This window comes from Actinosynnema sp. NPDC023587, assembly GCF_040640215.1.
Lineage (GTDB): Bacteria > Actinomycetota > Actinomycetes > Mycobacteriales > Pseudonocardiaceae > Actinosynnema.
Map to the genome: position 1 here is coordinate 111439 of NZ_JBFABG010000008.1, position 16035 is coordinate 127473.

Genomic DNA, 16035 nt, shown 5'->3' on the forward strand with positions numbered 1-16035 from the left:
CCTGGCCCCGGACCCGTTCGGTTGAGTTGTCGCGGCCATCGTGACGCTCCGCGAAACACGGCTCCGGGAATCGGGTGATGTTGTGTCAACGGTGAAGGCGGCGGCGATTCCGGGGACCCCGGCCGGGAGCCCGCGACAACGCGATCCCCGGTCGATCCGCCCGTCCGCGCGAGGGTGCAAGATCGACCGGGACCACGCCCGGAACCGCCGGTGGACGCCGTCCCACCCGCGCAAAGCGGGACTGCGGCTACCCGAAGGGCGGCACCACCACAGCGGTGCGTGACCGCAGGCGCGGGACCGGCCGCCCGTGGCGGACCTTCCCCGGCCGGAACCCGCGCGATCAGCTCGTGGTCAAGGCGCGGTCGAGCGCGGCCGACCGGCCGGTTCCCACGTCGGTTTGCCGCCGGGCAGACCGAGCCGGCCGTTGCGCCCGATGCCGATCAGGTGCAGGGCGCGCAGGACGGCCCACCCCCGGGCCCGCGCGAGGGTGGCCTCGTCCGCTCTCCCGTAGGCGTCGAAGAACCGGCCCGCCGCGCCCGCGGGCAACAGAATCCAAGCTGCGGACAGGTCGGTCGCGGGATCACCGGCGCACATTTCCCCGAAATCGACCACACCCGACAGCGTCCCGTTCCGCACGATCACGTTCGCGGGATGCAGATCGCCGTGCAGCCACGTCGGCGTCCCGTGCCACGCCGGCACCGCGACGGCCTTTTCCCAGAGCTCTCGGGCGGCACCGGCACTGACGTCGTCGACGACCGCCGACGCGCGGAGGAATCCGTCCCGCAGGCCGGCCAGCGGAATGCCGCGCGTGGGATTGGCCGGGGCTCGCGCGGGTGCTCGCCGGTGCAGGGCCCGGAGAAAACCCGCGAGCGTCTCGGCCGCGTCGGCGCGGACGATCGGCGCGTGGTCCGCCGGCTCGCCCTCGACCCAGCGGGTGATCGTCCAGGTGTGGTCGAACAGGGCCGAGGGTTCGCCGACGCGCACGGGGACGGGCGTCGGCAGCGGCAGGTGCCCGGCGAGAACGGGCAGCCACTCCTGCTCGGTGCGCAGCAGCGCCGGGGCGCGCTCGGTGCGCGGCAGGCGCACGGCCAACTCCGTCCCGAGCCGCCACAACTGGTTGTCCCAGCCGCCCGCGACGTCGCGGAGCCCGAGGTCGGCCAGGTCCGGGTGCTGCTCGCGCAGCAGCGCCCGCACCAGGTCTTGCCCGAACCTGAACTCGACCACGGCTGAACCCCCGACCACCGACGTCCGTTGAGATGCCGGCTCACGTTCTCATGCGCGGCCGTCCGAACCGGAACCGCGCCGCGAAACACCCGCCGGCAACTGTTCGGAGGACGCGTACCCGATGAACGCGGCGGTCGGGACGCGGGGTTTCCCTAGGTGGCCGGGCGGACCCGTGCGGAACAGTTCGGGACAGGCGTCGAACAGTCGCCGGGCTGTGGCACCCTGGCGATGGGCGCACGATCTGTCACTTTGTCGGTGTACTTCCCCTGCGGAAAGGGAGAACTCGTGCGAATTGCCAACAGACCTCTGCGCTTCGCGGTCAGATCACTCGTCTTGGGGCTGTTCTGCTCCGGGATGGTGGTCGCGGTCGCCGGGACCGCGTCGGCCACTCCGGTCGAGGCGGGTTACGACTACCGGTGCGCCCTGCCCAACGGGCACAGCCTGCCGGTGCGGGCCGAGATCACGGCCGGGCTGCCCGACGACCTGCCGGGGCGGCTCAACAGCATGGCCTACTTGGACGAGTACTTCATCGACGTGGACGTGACCCTCAGCCTCGACCACTCGGTCCTCGGTGGTGGTGGTGGAGGAGGGCTGCGCATCGACGGCGACAGCACCGCGACGCTCGCCATGACCTTCGAGGGCCCGAGCGGGACCACGACCACCGAGGCGGGCCTGACCTTCGCCCCGACCCGCGTCGGTCGCGGTCCGCTCTCGCTGAAGGCCGCGGGCGGCTCCCCCGCGCTGAGCCTGCGGCGTGGGGGTGACCACACGCTCCACCCCGGCGACCTCACCCTGACCCTGCGCCCGGAACTCGCGAACGGCAGGCCGCTCGGGACGATCACCACGACCTGCACCCGCGCTCCGGGGCAGACCCACGTGCTGGGCAGCGTGTTCGTCCAAACCATCATCATGGAACGGCCGAATCACCCGACCGACCTGAGCGTGACGGCCTTGACGCCGACCAGCGTGGCGATGGCCTGGAAAACACAGCCGTGGTGGTACCCGGACCTGGGCTACGAGGTGTACCTCGACGGGACCAAGGTCGCGTTCGTCCAGGACCACCACGCGACGCTCACCGGGTTGATCCCCGACACCCAGCACCGGCTGAAGATCGTGACGAGGGGTTGGTTCAACCTCTTGTCGAGCCCCGGCGAGGGGATGGTCTTCGCCACGCCACCCGTCCGGTAGCGCCTGGTTCGCGCCGGGACGAACCGGGGAAGCCGGTGGGGCACTGCCTGACATGACGTGGGCCGGGCGGCGAGCCCGGCCCACGTCGCGCCAGGGCCGGCAGGACGTCGGTACGCCCCGCTGGAGCCGAGGCCGGGTGGTCCTCCCGGTTCAGACCCGCCGGCCGTCGCGAGGCACCACGCGCCGGCTCAGCGCGACCCCGAGGGCCACCATGCCGATCGCGAGGCCCAGGTGCAGCCAGTTGTCCGCCTCGTTGACCGGGATGAAGTTGGCGGCGCTGTCGTGGTCGATCACCAGGCCGTACAGCCACAGCACCAGGTAGACCACGCCGCCGCCGATCAGGTAGCCCCGCGCGCCGCTCGCCGTCCTGGCCAGGGCGAGCCCGGCGATGCCGAACAGGAGGTGCACGGCGTTGTGCAGCACGGACACTTCGAAGATGCCCAGCAGCTTGGCTCCCGAGTGGTGCCCGGCGAAGCTGAGCGAGTCGTAGTCGGTGGTGATACCGGGGATGAAACCGGCCACGCCGACCAGCAGGAACACGACGCCGACCGCGAGCGCCGCGGCCTGGACCGGGGTTCGGGTGGCGTTGCCTGTACTGGACATGTCGCCTCCTTAAGGTTGCCCACCGGTTACCCGTGATACGCGCGATAAACGTGTGGTCATTGTTCCCACCACCGGGGTCGACCCGCTCCGGTGTTCACCCGATCGGGTCGTTCGCGAGACGGCGGCGGCCACCGGAAATCCGCCAACCGGGGGAACTCCCCTCTCGCCACTTCCCCCACCCGAGCGGTGCACCCGCACGGTCCCGACGCGGGAGAGCGGCTATTTTCGGCTGAGATCGACCGTTCGGCGGCGGGGCGACTTCCCGGAGTCGCGGGCCGGGGACGAGTGGCCCCGGGGACGAGGTGACCATGGGAGTGCGGCGGTGAACGTGCTGGTGCTGCGCGCCCTGGGGTTGGGCGACCTGCTGACCGCCGTGCCCGCGCTGCGCGGCCTGCGGCGGGCCTTCCCGGCGGCGGTGATCACGCTCGCCGCGCCGGAGTGGCTGGCCGACGCGGTGGCCCGGATCGACGCGGTGGACCGGCACCTGCCGGTCGCGGCGCTCGAACCGGTCCCCTTCCCGGAGCCCGACCTCGCGGTGAACCTGCACGGTCGCGGCCCGCGGAGCACGGCCGTCCTGCGCGCGACCCGGCCCCTGGGGCTGATCAGCGCGGAGGACTGGGACGAGGAGCGGCACGAGGTGCTCCGGTGGTGCGACCTGCTGGACCGCCACGGGATCGCGTGCGACCCCGACGACCTGCGGCTGCCACCGGTCGAGCGGAACGACCACGTGGTGGTGCACCCCGGCGCGAGTCACGCCGCGCGGCGGTGGCCGGCCGACCGGTGGGCCGCCGTGGCGCGGGCGCTGGGGCCGACCGCCGTGGTGAGCGGCAGCGAGTCGGAGCGCGACCTCGTCGAAGCCGTCGGGCGGCCCGCGATCGGTGCGCTCGGGTCGTTCCTCGACCTGGTGGGCGGCGCGCGGGTGCTGGTGTGCGGCGACACGGGAGCGGCGCACGTGGCCACCGCGTACGGGACCCCGTCGGTGGTGCTGTTCGGGCCGGTGCCCCCGGCGCACTGGGGAGCGCGGTCCGGGCCGCACCGCGCCCTGTGGCACGGCCGCCGGGGCGACACCTTCGCCACCGAGACCGACCCCGGCCTGCTGGAGATCGACGTGGCCGAGGTCCTGGACGCGCTGGGCAGTGTTCCCTGGCGCACCTCGGTGGCACCGGAGCGGGCGACGTCGACCTGACGCTCCCCCGCCGTTCCGCGTGCGCACACCGGAGGGCGTGAGGTCACCCCGGCCGGCCCAGGTGCACGACCTTGGTGGTCGTCATCTCGTCCAGCAACTCCGGCCCGTAGCCGTACCCCGTCCCGGACGCCCGGCGCGGCTGGGCGGCACCGCCGGGCGCGCCACCGAAGACCGCGTTGACCTTCACCGTGCCGACCGGCAGCGCCCGCCACGCCCGCTGCGCGTGGGCCATCGACCCGGTCAGGACCGTCGCCGCCAAGCCGTAGTCGTCGTCGGCGGCCTCCGTCAACGCCTGGTCGAACGAGGACACCACGCGCACCGGGGCGACCGGGCCGAACGTCTCCTCGACCCACACCCGCATCTCCGGCGTGCAGGCGGTGAGCACGGTGGCCGGGTGCAGGCGGCCGACCGGCGGCCCGCCCTCCAGGAGAACGGCCCCGGCCGCGACCGCTTCCGCGACGTGCGCGTGCACGGCGGCCGTGTGGCGTTCGTCCACCAACGGCTGCGGATCGGCGGTCCACTCGCGGGCCAGGCCGCACAGCGCGTCGAGGAAGGGCTCCGCGACCGCCTCGTGCACGTAGATCCGCTCGACCGACGTGCACAGTTGGCCCGCGTTGGTGAACGCGCCGAGCGCGGCCTGGGCCGCCGCCCACCTGGGGTCGACGTCGGCGTCGACCAGCAACGGGTCGTTGCCGCCGTTCTCCAGCAGCAGCTTGGCGCGGGAGGACCCGGCGATCGCCCGGCCCGCCGCCGTCGACCCCACGTGCGCGACCACGTCGACGCCGGGATCGGCGACCAGCGCCGCACCGACGTCCCCGCCCCCGTCCACGGTCTGGAGCACGCCGGGAGGGAAGTGCGGTGCCAGCACCTCGCCCAGCAGCCGCCCGGTGCGCGGGCTCCGCTCGCTGGGCTTGTGCACCGCGGTGTTCCCGGTGACCAGCGCCGCGCCCAGCAGCCCGCAGGCGATGGCCACCGGGTCGTTCCACGGGGTGAGGGCCACCACGACGCCGCGCGGTTCGGGGATCGCGAAGTCGGCCGCGTCGGGCGAGCCGTGCAGCGCCCGGCCCCGGTGGACCGGGCCGAGCTCGGCGTACTGGGCCAGCGTGCCCGCCCCGGCCAGCACCCCGTCCCGCCCAGAGGACGCCGGCCGCCCGGTCTCCTCCTCCAGCACGGCGGCCAGCTCGTCGGCCCGGTCCTCGACGGCGGTCGCGGCGGCCTTCAGGGCGGCCCCGCGCTCGGCGGCCGGCGTCGCGCCCCAGGCCGCCTGGGCGTCCCGCGCGGTGCGCACGCCCACGTCGACCCCCCGGCGGCCGTGGTAAGTGGTCGACACCTCTTCGACGCTCACGGCCAGGAACCCTCTTCCGCGTGGGCGACGACCAGTTCCCGGATCTCGCACCCGGCCGGCTGCCGCAGGGCGAAGACGATGGCGTCGGCGACCCGCTCGGGCGGGTTGAGCCGGCTGTCGTCGGGCGGGCGGTACCGCTCCTCGCGGTCGTCGAAGAAGTGCGTGCGCATCCCGCCCGGGACGACCAGGGTGACCCCGGTGCGCCCGGCGGTCTCGGCGGCGAGCGCGCGGGTGAAGCCGACCACGCCGAACTTGGACGCGCAGTAGGCCGTCGCGTCGCTCACCGCCCTGATCCCCAGGGTGGACGCGATGGTGACCACCCGGCCGCCGTCGAGGTGCGGCAGCGCCGCGCGCACCACCGCCGCGGTGCCGAGCAGGTTGACCAGCACCACCCGGTCCCAGTCCGGCCCCGGCACGTCGACCAGCCGGCCGCACGAGTCCGTGCCGGCGGCCGTGACGACCGCGCGCAGCCCGCCGTTGCGCTCCGCGATGGCCGCCACGGCGCGTTCCGCCGCGCGGGTGTCGGACAGGTCCACCGCCTCGAAGTCGGCCACGTCGTCCGAGGTCGGTGCCGCCTTGTCGAGCACCAGCGGCACACCGCCCGCCGCCCGTGCGGCGCGCACCACCGCCGCGCCCAGCCCGGACGCCCCACCGGTCACCAGCACCTGTCCCAGCATCAAGTCCTCCTCGCCAAGATCCCCGTGGTGGACCGACCCCGGTGGTAGGGCACCACCACGGTCCGCCCGCCCCAACCGCGCACCAGCTCCGCTTCCGGCAGGGACTCGGCCGAGTAGTCCCCGCCCTTGACCCACACGTCCGGCCGCAGCTCCCGCAACGCCCGCTGCGGGGTGTCGTCGTCGAACACCCGGACCTCGTCCACGCAGTCCAAGGCGCGCAGCAGTTCCGCCCGGTCGTCCTGCCCGGTCACCGGGCGTCCCGGCCCCTTGAGCCGGCGCACCGAGGCGTCGGAGTTCAGGCACACCACCAGGCAGTCGCCCAGCGCCCGTGCGGCCGTGAGGGTGCGGACGTGGCCCGCGTGCAGCAGGTCGAAGCACCCACCGGTCGCCACCACGACCCCGCCACGCGCCCTCACCGCGTCCACTGTGGACAGCGCGTCGGATTTGTCCACAGTGGACACCCCATCGCGGAGTCCGTCCACCCCGCCCCGTGCCAGGAAGTCCGCCGCGGCGGCGACACCGGCCGCCACCGCGTCGTCCGGCGCGGCCCCGGCCGCCAGCCGTGCGGCGGCGGTGGCGGCGAACCGGTCCCCGGCCCCGCACGGGTCGGTCACCGTGATCTTCGGCGCGGGCACCACGACGGGCGTGCCGCCCTGGTGCAGCAGCACACCCCGGCACCCCATCGTCACCACCACCGCACGCGCGCGCCAGCGGTCCCGCAGCGCTTCGGCCGCGGCGTAGGGGTCGGAGGTGCCCGCGAACGCGGACGCTTCCGCCAGGTTCGGCGTGACCAACCGGGCGTCGGGCGTCGGGGCCGGGCCGCGCGGGTGCGGGTCCCACACCACCGGCCGGCGGGCCAGCACCGCCCGCAGCCGCCGGTCGCGCACCAGCCCCCGCCCGTAGTCCGAGACCAGCACGAAGTCGGCCGCCGCCACCGCGTCGAGCATCTCGTCGGTCACCTCGGGTCCGCCGGGACCGCCGCCCCGGTCGACCCGGGCCACCGACGTGCCACCGCTGCGCAACCGGGTCTTGACCGGCGTGGCCGAGGTCGAGCCGCCCAGGACGGCGGGCACCTCGACCAGGGCGCGCAACCGACGGCCGTCCTCGTCGTCGGCGACCGCGCCGACCAACGTCACGTCCAGGCCGTCCGCACGGGCGAAGGCCGCCGCGAGCGCCGCACCGCCCGCACGGGCGTGTTCGGCGGTCACGTCCAGCACCGGGGCGGGCGCGTCCGGGCACACCCGCGCCACGACGCCCTCCACGTCCACGTCGAGCAGCGCGTCACCGACCACGACCAGTTTCACGACGCCCTCCGCTCCGTCGCGCGCAGCGCGCTGTCGAATGCCTCGCACAGGGCGTGGACGGCGACCAGTTGCGACTCCTGCACGTGGCACGCCTCTCCCGGCAGCGCCAGCACGTCGTCGGCCAGGTCGGCCAGCGGGTTGGGCGCGGCACCGGTCAGCGCCCACACCAGCGCGCCCGCCTCCTGCCCGGCCTGCGCCGCGCGCACCAGGTTCGGGCTCCGGCCGCTGGTCGACAGCAGCACCAGCACGTCCCCCGGCCGGGCGTGCGCGCTCACCTGGCGGGCGAACACCTCCTGGTAGCCGTAGTCGTTGCCGATGGCGGTCAGGCTGGAGGTCTCGGCGCACAGCGCGATCGCGGAGAACGCGGCCCGGTCGTCCCGGTAGCGGCCGACGAGCTCGGCGGTCAGGTGTTGCGCCTCGGCGGCCGACCCGCCGTTGCCGGCCGCCAGCAGGCGGGCACCGCCGGCCAGCCGCCGGGCCAGGGTCGCACCCCACCGGGCGAGCAGCGGGGCCTGCGCGCGCAGCCCGGCCAACGACTCGGCCAGCCCGTCCAGGTGGGCTTCGACGCTCACCGCGCACCTCCCACGGCCAGGTCGACCGGTTGTCCCGCGCCCGCGAGCAGGTAGACCCGCTCGGTGTCCTGGGCGATCCGGTCCCACGTGTAGCGCGCCGCCACGCGATCGGTGCCGGCGATGCCGAACGCCTCGCGGCGGCTCAGGTCGGCCAGCAGCGAGTTCAACGCCTTGGCCAGCACCCGCCGGTCGCGCGGGGGGACCAGGACCCCGGTCACCCCGTCGATCACGGTGTCGGTCAGTCCGCCCACGGCGGTGGCCACGACGGGCACCCCGCACGCCATGGCCTCCAGCGGCACGATCCCGAACGGCTCGTACCACGGCACGCAGGCCACGACGTCGGCCGACCTGAGCAGGGCGGGCATCTCCGCACGCGACACGCGCCCCAGCGGCAGCACCCGGTCCCGCACCCCGCACCGCTCCGCGTGGGCCAGCAACCGCGTCGCCTCGGGGTCGTCGTCGAGCCGGTGCGCCTCCGGACCGCCCGCGATCACCAGCTCGGTGTCCGGGATCGACCGGAGTGCGCCGATCAGGTCACCGAAACCCTTGCGGGGGACGAGCCTGCCCACGGACACGATCCGCCTGCGGGTCTTCGGGGCGCGCAGCCCGTGCGGGGTGAACAGGGTCTGGTCGACGCCGCACGGCACCACCGAGATCCGGGACCGGCGGACGCCCATCCGCACCAGTTCGGCCATCTCGTCGCGGCAGGTGGCCAGCACCCGGTCCACGTCGCGCCCGAGCGCCCGCTCCAGGCCGACCCGTTGCGGCGGGCTGGTGTCGGCCGGGCCCTGGTGCCGGCGCTTGACCGCACCCAGCGCGTGGTAGGTCTGCACGACCGGCACGACCGCCGTCCGGGCCGCCGACAGCGCCACCACGCCGGACATCCAGAAGTGGCCGTGCGCCACGTCGGGCGGCTCGGCGCTCCACTCCGCTGACAGGAAGCGGGCGAAGTCGCCCAGGTAGGGCAGCAGTTCGTCCTTGGGCACCTGACGGGCCGGGCCGGCGGGCACGTGCACGACCTCGTACCCGTCGGCCGCGCGCACCCGCTCGGGCAGCTCCGGCGCGTCCCGCCGGGTGTAGACGGTGACGTCGTGGCGCAGCCTGGCCAGCGCCGCCGACAGCGCGGCGACGTGCACGTTCTGCCCGCCCGCGTCCACCTCGCCGAGCTCCGCCAAGGGGCTGGCGTGCTCGGACACCAGTGCGATCCTCATCCGCTCACCTCCGCCAAGATCCGGTCCCAGTGACCCAGGAACGCGTCGATCCCGTAGCGCTCCAGGGCGAATTCCCTGGCCAGCGCCCCCTTCTGCCGCGCCAGCGCCGGATCCGCCACCAGTTCGGCGACGCCGCGCACCAGCTCGTCCACGTCCGTCGAGAGCACCCCCGCCCCCGGCGGCACCGCGCGCACCGCCTCCGTGCAGGCCAGCGCCACCACCGGCATCCCCAGGTGCATCGCTTCGACCAAGGACAGCCCGAGCGACGTCCACCGCGCCGGGTGGACGTACACCCGGCGTCGGGCGAGTTCCCGGTGCAGGGTCGGCAGGTCGTGGTCGCCCAGGCCCCCCGGCAGTTGCCGCGTGCCCATGCCGAACACGTCGAGCGGCGCGACCTCGGCGAACCTCGGGAGCAGGTCGGTGCCCACCACCCGGCCACGGCGGACCGGTTCGTTCACCACGATCGCGGCGCGGGCGAGCTCGCCGGTGTACCGGTGGCCCGGGTCGACCACCCCGTGCTCGACGACCGTCGTGCGCGTGGTGCCGCAGTCCCACATCAGGTCGTTGAAGTGGGTGACCTGCACGATCAGGCCGACGCGCCCGGCGGCCGGGTGGACCAGGTTCGGCCGCTGCGGGGTGTTGTGCTCCAGGTAGACCACCGGCACGCCGGCCGGCACGAGATCGAGCTGGTCGACCTCCTGCACCACGGCCACGTGCGCCCGGTCCGCCGTCAAGCCGACCTCCCGGGCGTTCGGCCAGTCGCGGCCGAGCAGGCCCTTGCCCTCCGGCGGTCCCACCACGAGGTAGTCGTGCGGGCCTTGGACGAACGCGTGCGTCCACGACCCGTGCACGTGCCACAGCAACACCTTCACGCGCGCACCCCCTTCAGTTCCGCGACGGCCGCCACGACGGCGGCCGGGGTCACGTCGTCGAGGCACGGGTGGCCCGGCACCGGGCATTCCCGCGCCCTGGTGTCGCGGCACGGCGCGCGCTGGTCGCCCAGCAGGACGTGCCGGCCGTGCGGTGCCCACCTGGTCGCGGGCACCACCGGCGAGAACAGCGACACCACCGGCGTGCCGACGGCCGCCGCCAGGTGGGCGGGTCCGGTGTTGCCGACCACCACCGCGTCCGCGCCGCGCAGCACACCGGCGAGCTCGGCGAAGGTCGTGCGCCCACCCAAATCCTGTCCGTGCACACCGGCGACGTGCGCGGTCAGCGCCGTCTCCCGAGGTCCCCCGGTGACGAGCACGCGGTGCCCGGCCTCGGCCAACGCCGTCACGGCCCGTGCCCACCGGTCGGGTGACCACGTGCGGGCGGGCGCGGTCGCGCCGGGGTGCAGCACGACGTACGGGCCGGGCACGGACGATTCCGGCGCGTCCACGCGCAGCCGGCCGTCGTCACCCGGTGGCAGGGCGAAGCCGGCCGCCCGTGCCACCGACAGCGCGCGCTCGGCTTCAGGCACGTCCGGGTCGTCCCGCAGCCGAACGTCGAGCAGCGCACCGGCGTAGTCGGTGCAGCGCGCCACCACCTTCGGCACACCCGCCAGCTTGAGCAGCAGGGCCAGCGGCAGGGGGCTCTGGTGGAACGAGGTCAGCACCAGGGCCACGTCGGCGGCCAGGTCCACCAGCACCGCCCGCAGCCATTCCACGTGCTCCGGCGAGAACTCGCCGGCCGGGTGGGCGATCCACGGGCAGTGCCACCGGACCACGTGACCGACACCGGGCAGCAGCCCCGCCGCACGTTCGCCGCGGGGTCCACAAAGGAGCACCACGTCACCGGACGCCGCAGCGGCCCGGATCGCCGGTCCGGCGAGCAGCACATCACCGTCGTTGTCCAGCCGTGCGACAACGATCCTCACCGGAGTACGTCGAACCTCATGCTCCACATAGGAGTCTTAGCCCCCACAACCGCCGACAAACGGTCACCGGACAACAGTTTCTCCCCCGCACGGATGGTTTAGCACCGTGCAAGCGGGCTAGGACTAACGGGTGGCCTTCGACGCGGTTCTGTTCGACCGGGACGGCACCCTCGTCCGCGACGTCCCGTACAACGGCGATCCCCGCCTGGTCGAGCCGATGCCGGGAGCGCGCGAGCTGCTGGGCCGGCTCCGGGCGACCGGGGTGCGGACGGGGGTGGTGAGCAACCAGTCCGGCATCGCTCGCGGACTGCTCACCCGCGCCCAGGTCGACACCGTCAACGCGCGGGTGGAAGAACTGCTGGGCCGCTTCGGTTCCTGGCAGGTGTGCCCGCACGGGCCGGAGGACGGGTGCCCGTGCCGGAAACCGCGGCCCGCGCTGGTGCGGGCCGCGTGCGCGGCGCTGGGCGTGCCCCCGGAGCGGACCGCCGTGGTCGGCGACATCGAAGCGGACGTCCACGCCGCCTTGGCCGCCGGTGCGCACCCGATCCTGGTGCCCACACCGGCCACGAGGCGCGACGAGGTGGTCCGTGCGCCCGTGGTCGCGGCCGACCTGCGCGAGGTGATGGCGCTGCTCTTCGGTCGCGGTCGGTGAAGCCGACGCCGTGACTCACGGCATCGGCACGCCCCCGGTCACCGCCAACACCGCGCCGGACACGTAACTCGACTCCCCGGAGGCGAGGAACACGTAGGCGGGCGCGAGTTCGGCGGGCTGCGCGGCACGGCCCAGCGGGGTCTGCGCGCCGAACGAGTCAAGCTCCTCGGTGGGCATGGTCGCCGGGATCAGCGGTGTCCACACCGGTCCGGGCGCGACGGCGTTGACCCGGATCGCGCGATCCGCCAGGTCTTGCGCCAACCCCTTGGTGAACGTGACGATGCCACCTTTGGTGGTGGCGTAGTCGAGCAGGTTCGGCGACGGCTGGGACGCCTGGATCGACGCGGTGTTGACGATCGCCGCGCCCCTCGGCATGTGAGGGACGGACTCCTTGCAGAACCAGAACATCGCGTACAGGTTCGTCTTGAGCACCCGGTCGAACTGCGCGGTGGAGATGCCGGCCAACCCGTCGGCCTGGGACATCTGGTAGGCGGCGTTGTTCACCAGCAGGTCGATGCCGCCCAGTTCCGCCACCGCCCGCCGCACCACGTCCGCGCAGTGCGCTTCCCCGGTGATGTCCCCCGGCACCAGCACCGCCCGCCGGCCCGCCTCGCGCACCCACTCCGCGGTGAGCTCGGCATCCTCCTGCTCCTCCTCCAGGTAGGACAGGACGACGTCCGCGCCTTCCCGGGCGTACGCGATGGCCACCGCGCGCCCGATGCCGGAGTCCCCGCCGGTGATCACCGCGCGCCGGCCGGTCAGCTTGCCGGAGCCCCGGTACGAGTGCTCGCCGTGGTCCGGCTCGGGCTCCATCGCCCGGTCGGTGCCGGGGTGCTCCTGCGCGCGTCGGCGCTGGTCGTCCGGACGCGGGTACTCGTCCGGAGCGGTGGGGCTGTGCTGGTCGGCCATGGTCGGGCACCTCCCGGTAGAGAACATCTCCCCCAGCGTTCCCAGAAGCGGACAGGTCAACCCGATCCGGTCCCCGGCCCGCCGATCGGCGCGATCGCACGCCCGGAAGTGGCGTCCCGTGCGCCGTTCCAGACCTTCCCGCCGACGCCAGGACGTGCCCCGATCACGCTGGGCAACCAGCCGCCCGCCAAGCGGGCCCGTTCAGGCGACCCCCGTCTTGGTGGACATAGGGCCGGTACCCCACCCATCACGGCCTCACCTCGTAGCGGTGCTCACCTTGATGCGTTATGCGGAGATCCGATCAGGGGCCGGTTTTGCGGTGCGGTGCGGCGACCGGCTTGGACTGCGAGGAATTCTTCTCCCGCAGCACGATCGACAGCACCACCAGCACGCCCACCGAGAGGAACTCGCTCTGCCAGTTCTGCATCGACTGGAACCAGAAGTCGCTGCTCGCGAGGAACTCGCCGACCGAGACGGGCGGCTTGCCGAGCAGGGCCTGCTGATCGTTGTACGCGGCGGTGCCGCCCAGCAGGTGCAGCAGGAACGCCCCCGCGAACAGCCCGAGCAGCACGATCGACAGGCTGTGCTCGTAGAGGCGCAGCAGCAGCCCGCCACGGTGCACGGGTCCCGGCGCGTCCGGGTCGTCGCTGCCCTGGCGGGACAACTTCTCCTCGTCGGCGTCGAGCGGTTTGGACTCCGCCGAACCGCGCTGCACCAGCCAGGCCGTCAGCAGCGCGTAGGAGCCCATCTGGAGAAATTCCGACTCCCAGTTCTCGAACGTGGCTTCGACGAAGTCACCGCTGCCCAGGTAGGCCAGGTAGGACTGGGCCGGCTGCCCGTAGTCGGCCAGGTCCGCATTCTGCGCCTGCCAACCGAACACGCTCTGCAACACCAGGAACACCAGGAACGCGCCGAACATCACCAGCGCCAGTCCGTTGAGGGTCATCCACCGCCGCATACCCCGGCCCGTCCTTTCGCAAGGTGCACGCGCCGTTTTCCGGCGCGCGAACACCGGGCATACCACCGGGGCCACCACGCCAACCCCCATGTCCGCAGAGCAGCCAGTACGGCGCTCCGAACGTATTCGCCGGCGGGCATCGAAATCCGGCGATCGCCCTGTCGAACACGTCGCTGTTGTCCTGTTCGACCTGCTTCCCACTTCGACCGATTCCGGTCGACGGCCCTCGATCACGGCCGACGCGGAGCGATGCCCGACCGGTGAGGATCGACCGGCCGGGCACCGCACTGCTACTAGGCGTAGCCGGTCTGCCAGTCGTCGCAGTCGTCGAACCACGCCTCGGAGATGCAGGTGCGGAACTTGACCGCCCGGTTCTCACCGAAGTTGTGGTCGTACTTCACCGGCACGCCGACGGTCGCGACCCCGTAGTGCGTGCCGGTCTGCGCCTGACCGTTGACCTTGATGTACGCGTACTCCACGTACGGCACACCGTCGTGGTAGTTCGACTTCTTGGTGATGGTGAAGCTGTCGCCGTACGCGGTGAACTTCGTGCGCGCCACGAAGTGGCCATCGATCATCAGGTCGCTGTAGGCGTCCTGGCTGAGCGCGGTCACCGGTTGGGCCGAGGCGGTGCCGGCGACGCCGGCGACTGCGGCGGCCACGGCGAAGAGGACCGCCGCGATGCGTACCCCCGTGGTTTTCATGTGTTCTTCCCCCTGGATCTGTTCGTGGACAACGTTCTCATCGGATCAGGACTGGTCCCACTGTGGCGGGGTGGTCTCGAATGGATCTGGGACGAGTCTGGGATCGTCCTGACCCGCACCCACGACGCTTGACCGAGCAGTTCGCGGAAGTGCCGGTGATCGCTGAACATCACGTACCGCTGTACGACCAAGCTGTCGACTCCAGCCGGTTGCGTCAGGCAATCAGCCTAACTAGGGTGCCTTCGGCTGCGGTCCGCAGTCGGAATTGTCCTAGGGGGACACATGCCGCAATTGCTCAGGGTCCAGTGCTTCACCGTGTCGCGTGACGGGTTCGGTTCGGGCGAGGGGCAGACCTTGGAGCGGCCATTCGGCCACGCGGACCCCGCCACGATGTTCTCCTGGGCGGGTGCCACCGCGAGCTGGGCGAACCGCACCGAACCCGGCGGCACGCGCGGCCTGGACGACTACCTGACCCGCGACATGCGCCACGGCATCGGCGCGGAGATCATGGGGCGCAACAAGTTCAGCCCCCAGCGGGGCCCTTGGGAGAACCACGAGTGGCAGGGCTGGTGGGGCGACAACCCGCCGTTCCACACGCCGGTCTTCGTGCTCACGCACCACGAACGCCCGTCCTTCACGCTGGCCGACACCACGTTCCACTTCCTCGACACGACCCCGGCCGACGCGCTGGCACGCGCGAAGGAAGCCGCCGGCGGCCTGGACGTGCGCCTGGGCGGCGGGGTCACGACCATCCGCCAGTTCCTCGAAGCGGACCTGGTCGACACGATGCACGTCGCCGTCGCACCCGTCGACCTCGGCAGGGGCGAACGCCTGTGGGAGGACCACACCGAGCTCCTCGACCGCTTCCACCTGGAATCGTTGACCGGCCGCAGCGGAGTGACCCACCTGCTGTTCTGGAGGCGATGACCACCTTCTGACGACGGCTTCCGGCCCAGGGTGAACCCGCCTCACCTCCTGGCCGCATTCCATGCGGAACACCGTGATGCTGTTACCGCCGATGCCGCCGCTCCAGTCCACGCACTGCCCGTTGGCCGCGCGGTATACCGGACCCGCGTAGGTCCCGTAGTCCCCGATGTCCTGCTGCCACTCGGACTCGTTCGACCTCCGCAGCCACCCGCCCACCCAGCGGCCGACGCAACACCGGGCACGAGCATGTTGTCCGACAGGGGCTTACGGGAGCTGACAACACGTCCGAACAGGGCAGGACGCATGACGGGCACCTTCCGCGCGATGGCGGGCCGGTCCGGCCGGATTTCCCACACGACGTCGCACGAATGCGTTTCCGGCAGCCGGCTGCCCTCGTGGGAGACGACCCGCGAGTTCGTGCGGTCCTGCGGCGAGGGCGAAGCCGAGTGGCAGGAGCGGTTGCCCTTGGGCGGCGTGGCAGCGTTAAGGGCACCGGAGAGTTGCGTGACGACGGCTTTCACGACATGCATGGTGAAATGAAAAAAGGTGGACGACGTCGGCGAGCCGTTCTTCCCGTCGTCCCGTCCCCTCTACTTCCTGGCGCGGGTCCAAACCTGAGCGATCTGATTCCACCGCACCTCGGCAGGCCCCGTCGGAGAACATCCCACCACCAGAGGCGCAGGTCTTTCGCCTGCTGTTACGGAAACGCCGTGCGGC

At 72.9% G+C, this 16035-nt stretch carries 17 protein-coding genes; 5 read left to right on the forward strand and 12 right to left on the reverse strand.

The features are described 5' to 3' along the window. Positions 1–351: 351 nt before the first annotated feature. Positions 352–1224: an aminoglycoside phosphotransferase family protein gene (locus AB0G01_RS21880; protein ID WP_360948260.1), complete on the reverse strand. Its 873-nt coding sequence runs from the start codon at positions 1222–1224 to the stop codon at positions 352–354. A gap of 285 nt (positions 1225–1509) precedes the next feature. On the opposite strand from AB0G01_RS21880, the gene AB0G01_RS21885 reads away from it, so the two are divergent. After that, entirely contained in the window at positions 1510–2412 is a 903-nt protein-coding gene (locus AB0G01_RS21885) for a fibronectin type III domain-containing protein (protein WP_360948262.1), read from the forward strand. A gap of 150 nt (positions 2413–2562) precedes the next feature. On the opposite strand, the gene AB0G01_RS21890 is transcribed toward AB0G01_RS21885, so the two are convergent. Continuing rightward, a complete protein-coding gene (locus tag AB0G01_RS21890) occupies positions 2563–3015 on the reverse strand; it encodes a DUF4383 domain-containing protein (RefSeq protein ID WP_360948264.1) in 453 nt (150 codons plus the stop codon). A 322-nt stretch (positions 3016–3337) separates the two neighbouring features. On the opposite strand from AB0G01_RS21890, the gene AB0G01_RS21895 reads away from it, so the two are divergent. After that, positions 3338–4201, forward strand: a complete 864-nt coding sequence (locus AB0G01_RS21895; RefSeq protein ID WP_360948266.1) for a glycosyltransferase family 9 protein — start codon at positions 3338–3340, stop codon at positions 4199–4201. Between the two features lie 43 nt (positions 4202–4244). Here AB0G01_RS21895 and AB0G01_RS21900 read toward each other — a convergent pair whose 3' ends face one another. Genes AB0G01_RS21900 through AB0G01_RS21930 form a run of 7 tightly spaced genes read right to left on the reverse strand, consistent with a single transcriptional unit; the run spans position 4245 to position 11168 of the window. Next, positions 4245–5546: an aldehyde dehydrogenase family protein gene (locus AB0G01_RS21900; protein ID WP_360948268.1), complete on the reverse strand. Its 1302-nt coding sequence runs from the start codon at positions 5544–5546 to the stop codon at positions 4245–4247. Continuing rightward, the gene (locus tag AB0G01_RS21905) at positions 5543–6223 is read right to left on the reverse strand and encodes an SDR family oxidoreductase (protein ID WP_360948270.1); all 681 of its coding nucleotides are present in this window, start codon (positions 6221–6223) and stop codon (positions 5543–5545) included. Before AB0G01_RS21905 ends, AB0G01_RS21900 begins: the two co-directional genes overlap by 4 nt. Further along, on the reverse strand, positions 6223–7527 hold the full coding sequence (rfaE2, locus tag AB0G01_RS21910) for a D-glycero-beta-D-manno-heptose 1-phosphate adenylyltransferase (RefSeq protein WP_360948272.1): 1305 nt from the start codon (positions 7525–7527) through the stop codon (positions 6223–6225). Before rfaE2 ends, AB0G01_RS21905 begins: the two co-directional genes overlap by 1 nt. Further along, entirely contained in the window at positions 7524–8099 is a 576-nt protein-coding gene (locus AB0G01_RS21915; RefSeq protein ID WP_360948274.1) for an SIS domain-containing protein, read from the reverse strand. Before AB0G01_RS21915 ends, rfaE2 begins: the two co-directional genes overlap by 4 nt. After that, positions 8096–9310, reverse strand: coding sequence for a glycosyltransferase (locus AB0G01_RS21920; protein WP_360948276.1), 1215 nt, complete (start codon positions 9308–9310; stop codon positions 8096–8098). The genes AB0G01_RS21915 and AB0G01_RS21920 overlap by 4 nt, the downstream gene beginning before the upstream one ends. Next, complete coding sequence (locus AB0G01_RS21925) at positions 9307–10182, reverse strand: glycosyltransferase (RefSeq protein WP_360948278.1); 876 nt, start codon at positions 10180–10182, stop codon at positions 9307–9309. Before AB0G01_RS21925 ends, AB0G01_RS21920 begins: the two co-directional genes overlap by 4 nt. After that, a complete protein-coding gene (locus AB0G01_RS21930; protein WP_360948280.1) occupies positions 10179–11168 on the reverse strand; it encodes a glycosyltransferase family 9 protein in 990 nt (329 codons plus the stop codon). The genes AB0G01_RS21925 and AB0G01_RS21930 overlap by 4 nt, the downstream gene beginning before the upstream one ends. Positions 11169–11298: 130 nt before the next feature. Here AB0G01_RS21930 and AB0G01_RS21935 point away from each other — a divergent pair, with 130 nt between their 5' ends. Next, positions 11299–11820: an HAD-IIIA family hydrolase gene (locus AB0G01_RS21935; RefSeq protein ID WP_360948282.1), complete on the forward strand. Its 522-nt coding sequence runs from the start codon at positions 11299–11301 to the stop codon at positions 11818–11820. 15 nt (positions 11821–11835) lie between these two features. Here AB0G01_RS21935 and AB0G01_RS21940 read toward each other — a convergent pair whose 3' ends face one another. The 3 genes from AB0G01_RS21940 to AB0G01_RS21950 all read right to left on the reverse strand — a co-directional run bounded on the left by AB0G01_RS21940 (position 11836) and on the right by AB0G01_RS21950 (position 14391). Continuing rightward, on the reverse strand, positions 11836–12729 hold the full coding sequence (locus AB0G01_RS21940) for an SDR family oxidoreductase (protein WP_360948284.1): 894 nt from the start codon (positions 12727–12729) through the stop codon (positions 11836–11838). Positions 12730–13030: 301 nt separating this feature from the next. After that, positions 13031–13675 (reverse strand): DUF6766 family protein, encoded by a 645-nt coding sequence (locus AB0G01_RS21945; protein ID WP_360948286.1) that lies wholly within the window; start codon positions 13673–13675, stop codon positions 13031–13033. A 305-nt stretch (positions 13676–13980) separates the two neighbouring features. Next, positions 13981–14391: a hypothetical protein gene (locus tag AB0G01_RS21950; protein WP_360948288.1), complete on the reverse strand. Its 411-nt coding sequence runs from the start codon at positions 14389–14391 to the stop codon at positions 13981–13983. Between the two features lie 282 nt (positions 14392–14673). Between AB0G01_RS21950 and AB0G01_RS21955 the strand changes: the two genes are divergently transcribed. Next, positions 14674–15318 carry a dihydrofolate reductase family protein gene (locus AB0G01_RS21955; protein ID WP_360948290.1) on the forward strand — a complete coding sequence of 215 codons (645 nt, stop codon included), beginning with the start codon at positions 14674–14676 and terminating at the stop codon, positions 15316–15318. Positions 15319–15621: 303 nt separating this feature from the next. Then, on the forward strand, positions 15622–15858 hold the full coding sequence (locus AB0G01_RS21960) for a hypothetical protein (RefSeq protein WP_360948292.1): 237 nt from the start codon (positions 15622–15624) through the stop codon (positions 15856–15858). The last annotated feature ends 177 nt before the right edge of the window (positions 15859–16035 follow it).

Excerpts from the sequence above, each read along its gene's own strand:
- AB0G01_RS21890 (WP_360948264.1), bottom strand. The coding sequence starts at position 3,015 with ATGTCCAGTACAGGCAACGCCACCCGAACCCCGGTCCAGGCCGCGGCG.
- AB0G01_RS21905 (WP_360948270.1), bottom strand. The coding sequence starts at position 6,223 with ATGCTGGGACAGGTGCTGGTGACCGGTGGGGCGTCCGGGCTGGGCGCG.
- AB0G01_RS21920 (WP_360948276.1), bottom strand. The coding sequence starts at position 9,310 with ATGAGGATCGCACTGGTGTCCGAGCACGCCAGCCCCTTGGCGGAGCTC.
- AB0G01_RS21940 (WP_360948284.1), bottom strand. The coding sequence starts at position 12,729 with ATGGCCGACCAGCACAGCCCCACCGCTCCGGACGAGTACCCGCGTCCG.
- AB0G01_RS21945 (WP_360948286.1), bottom strand. The coding sequence starts at position 13,675 with ATGACCCTCAACGGACTGGCGCTGGTGATGTTCGGCGCGTTCCTGGTG.
- AB0G01_RS21950 (WP_360948288.1), bottom strand. The coding sequence starts at position 14,391 with ATGAAAACCACGGGGGTACGCATCGCGGCGGTCCTCTTCGCCGTGGCC.
- AB0G01_RS21955 (WP_360948290.1), top strand. The coding sequence starts at position 14,674 with ATGCCGCAATTGCTCAGGGTCCAGTGCTTCACCGTGTCGCGTGACGGG.
- AB0G01_RS21960 (WP_360948292.1), top strand. The coding sequence starts at position 15,622 with ATGACGGGCACCTTCCGCGCGATGGCGGGCCGGTCCGGCCGGATTTCC.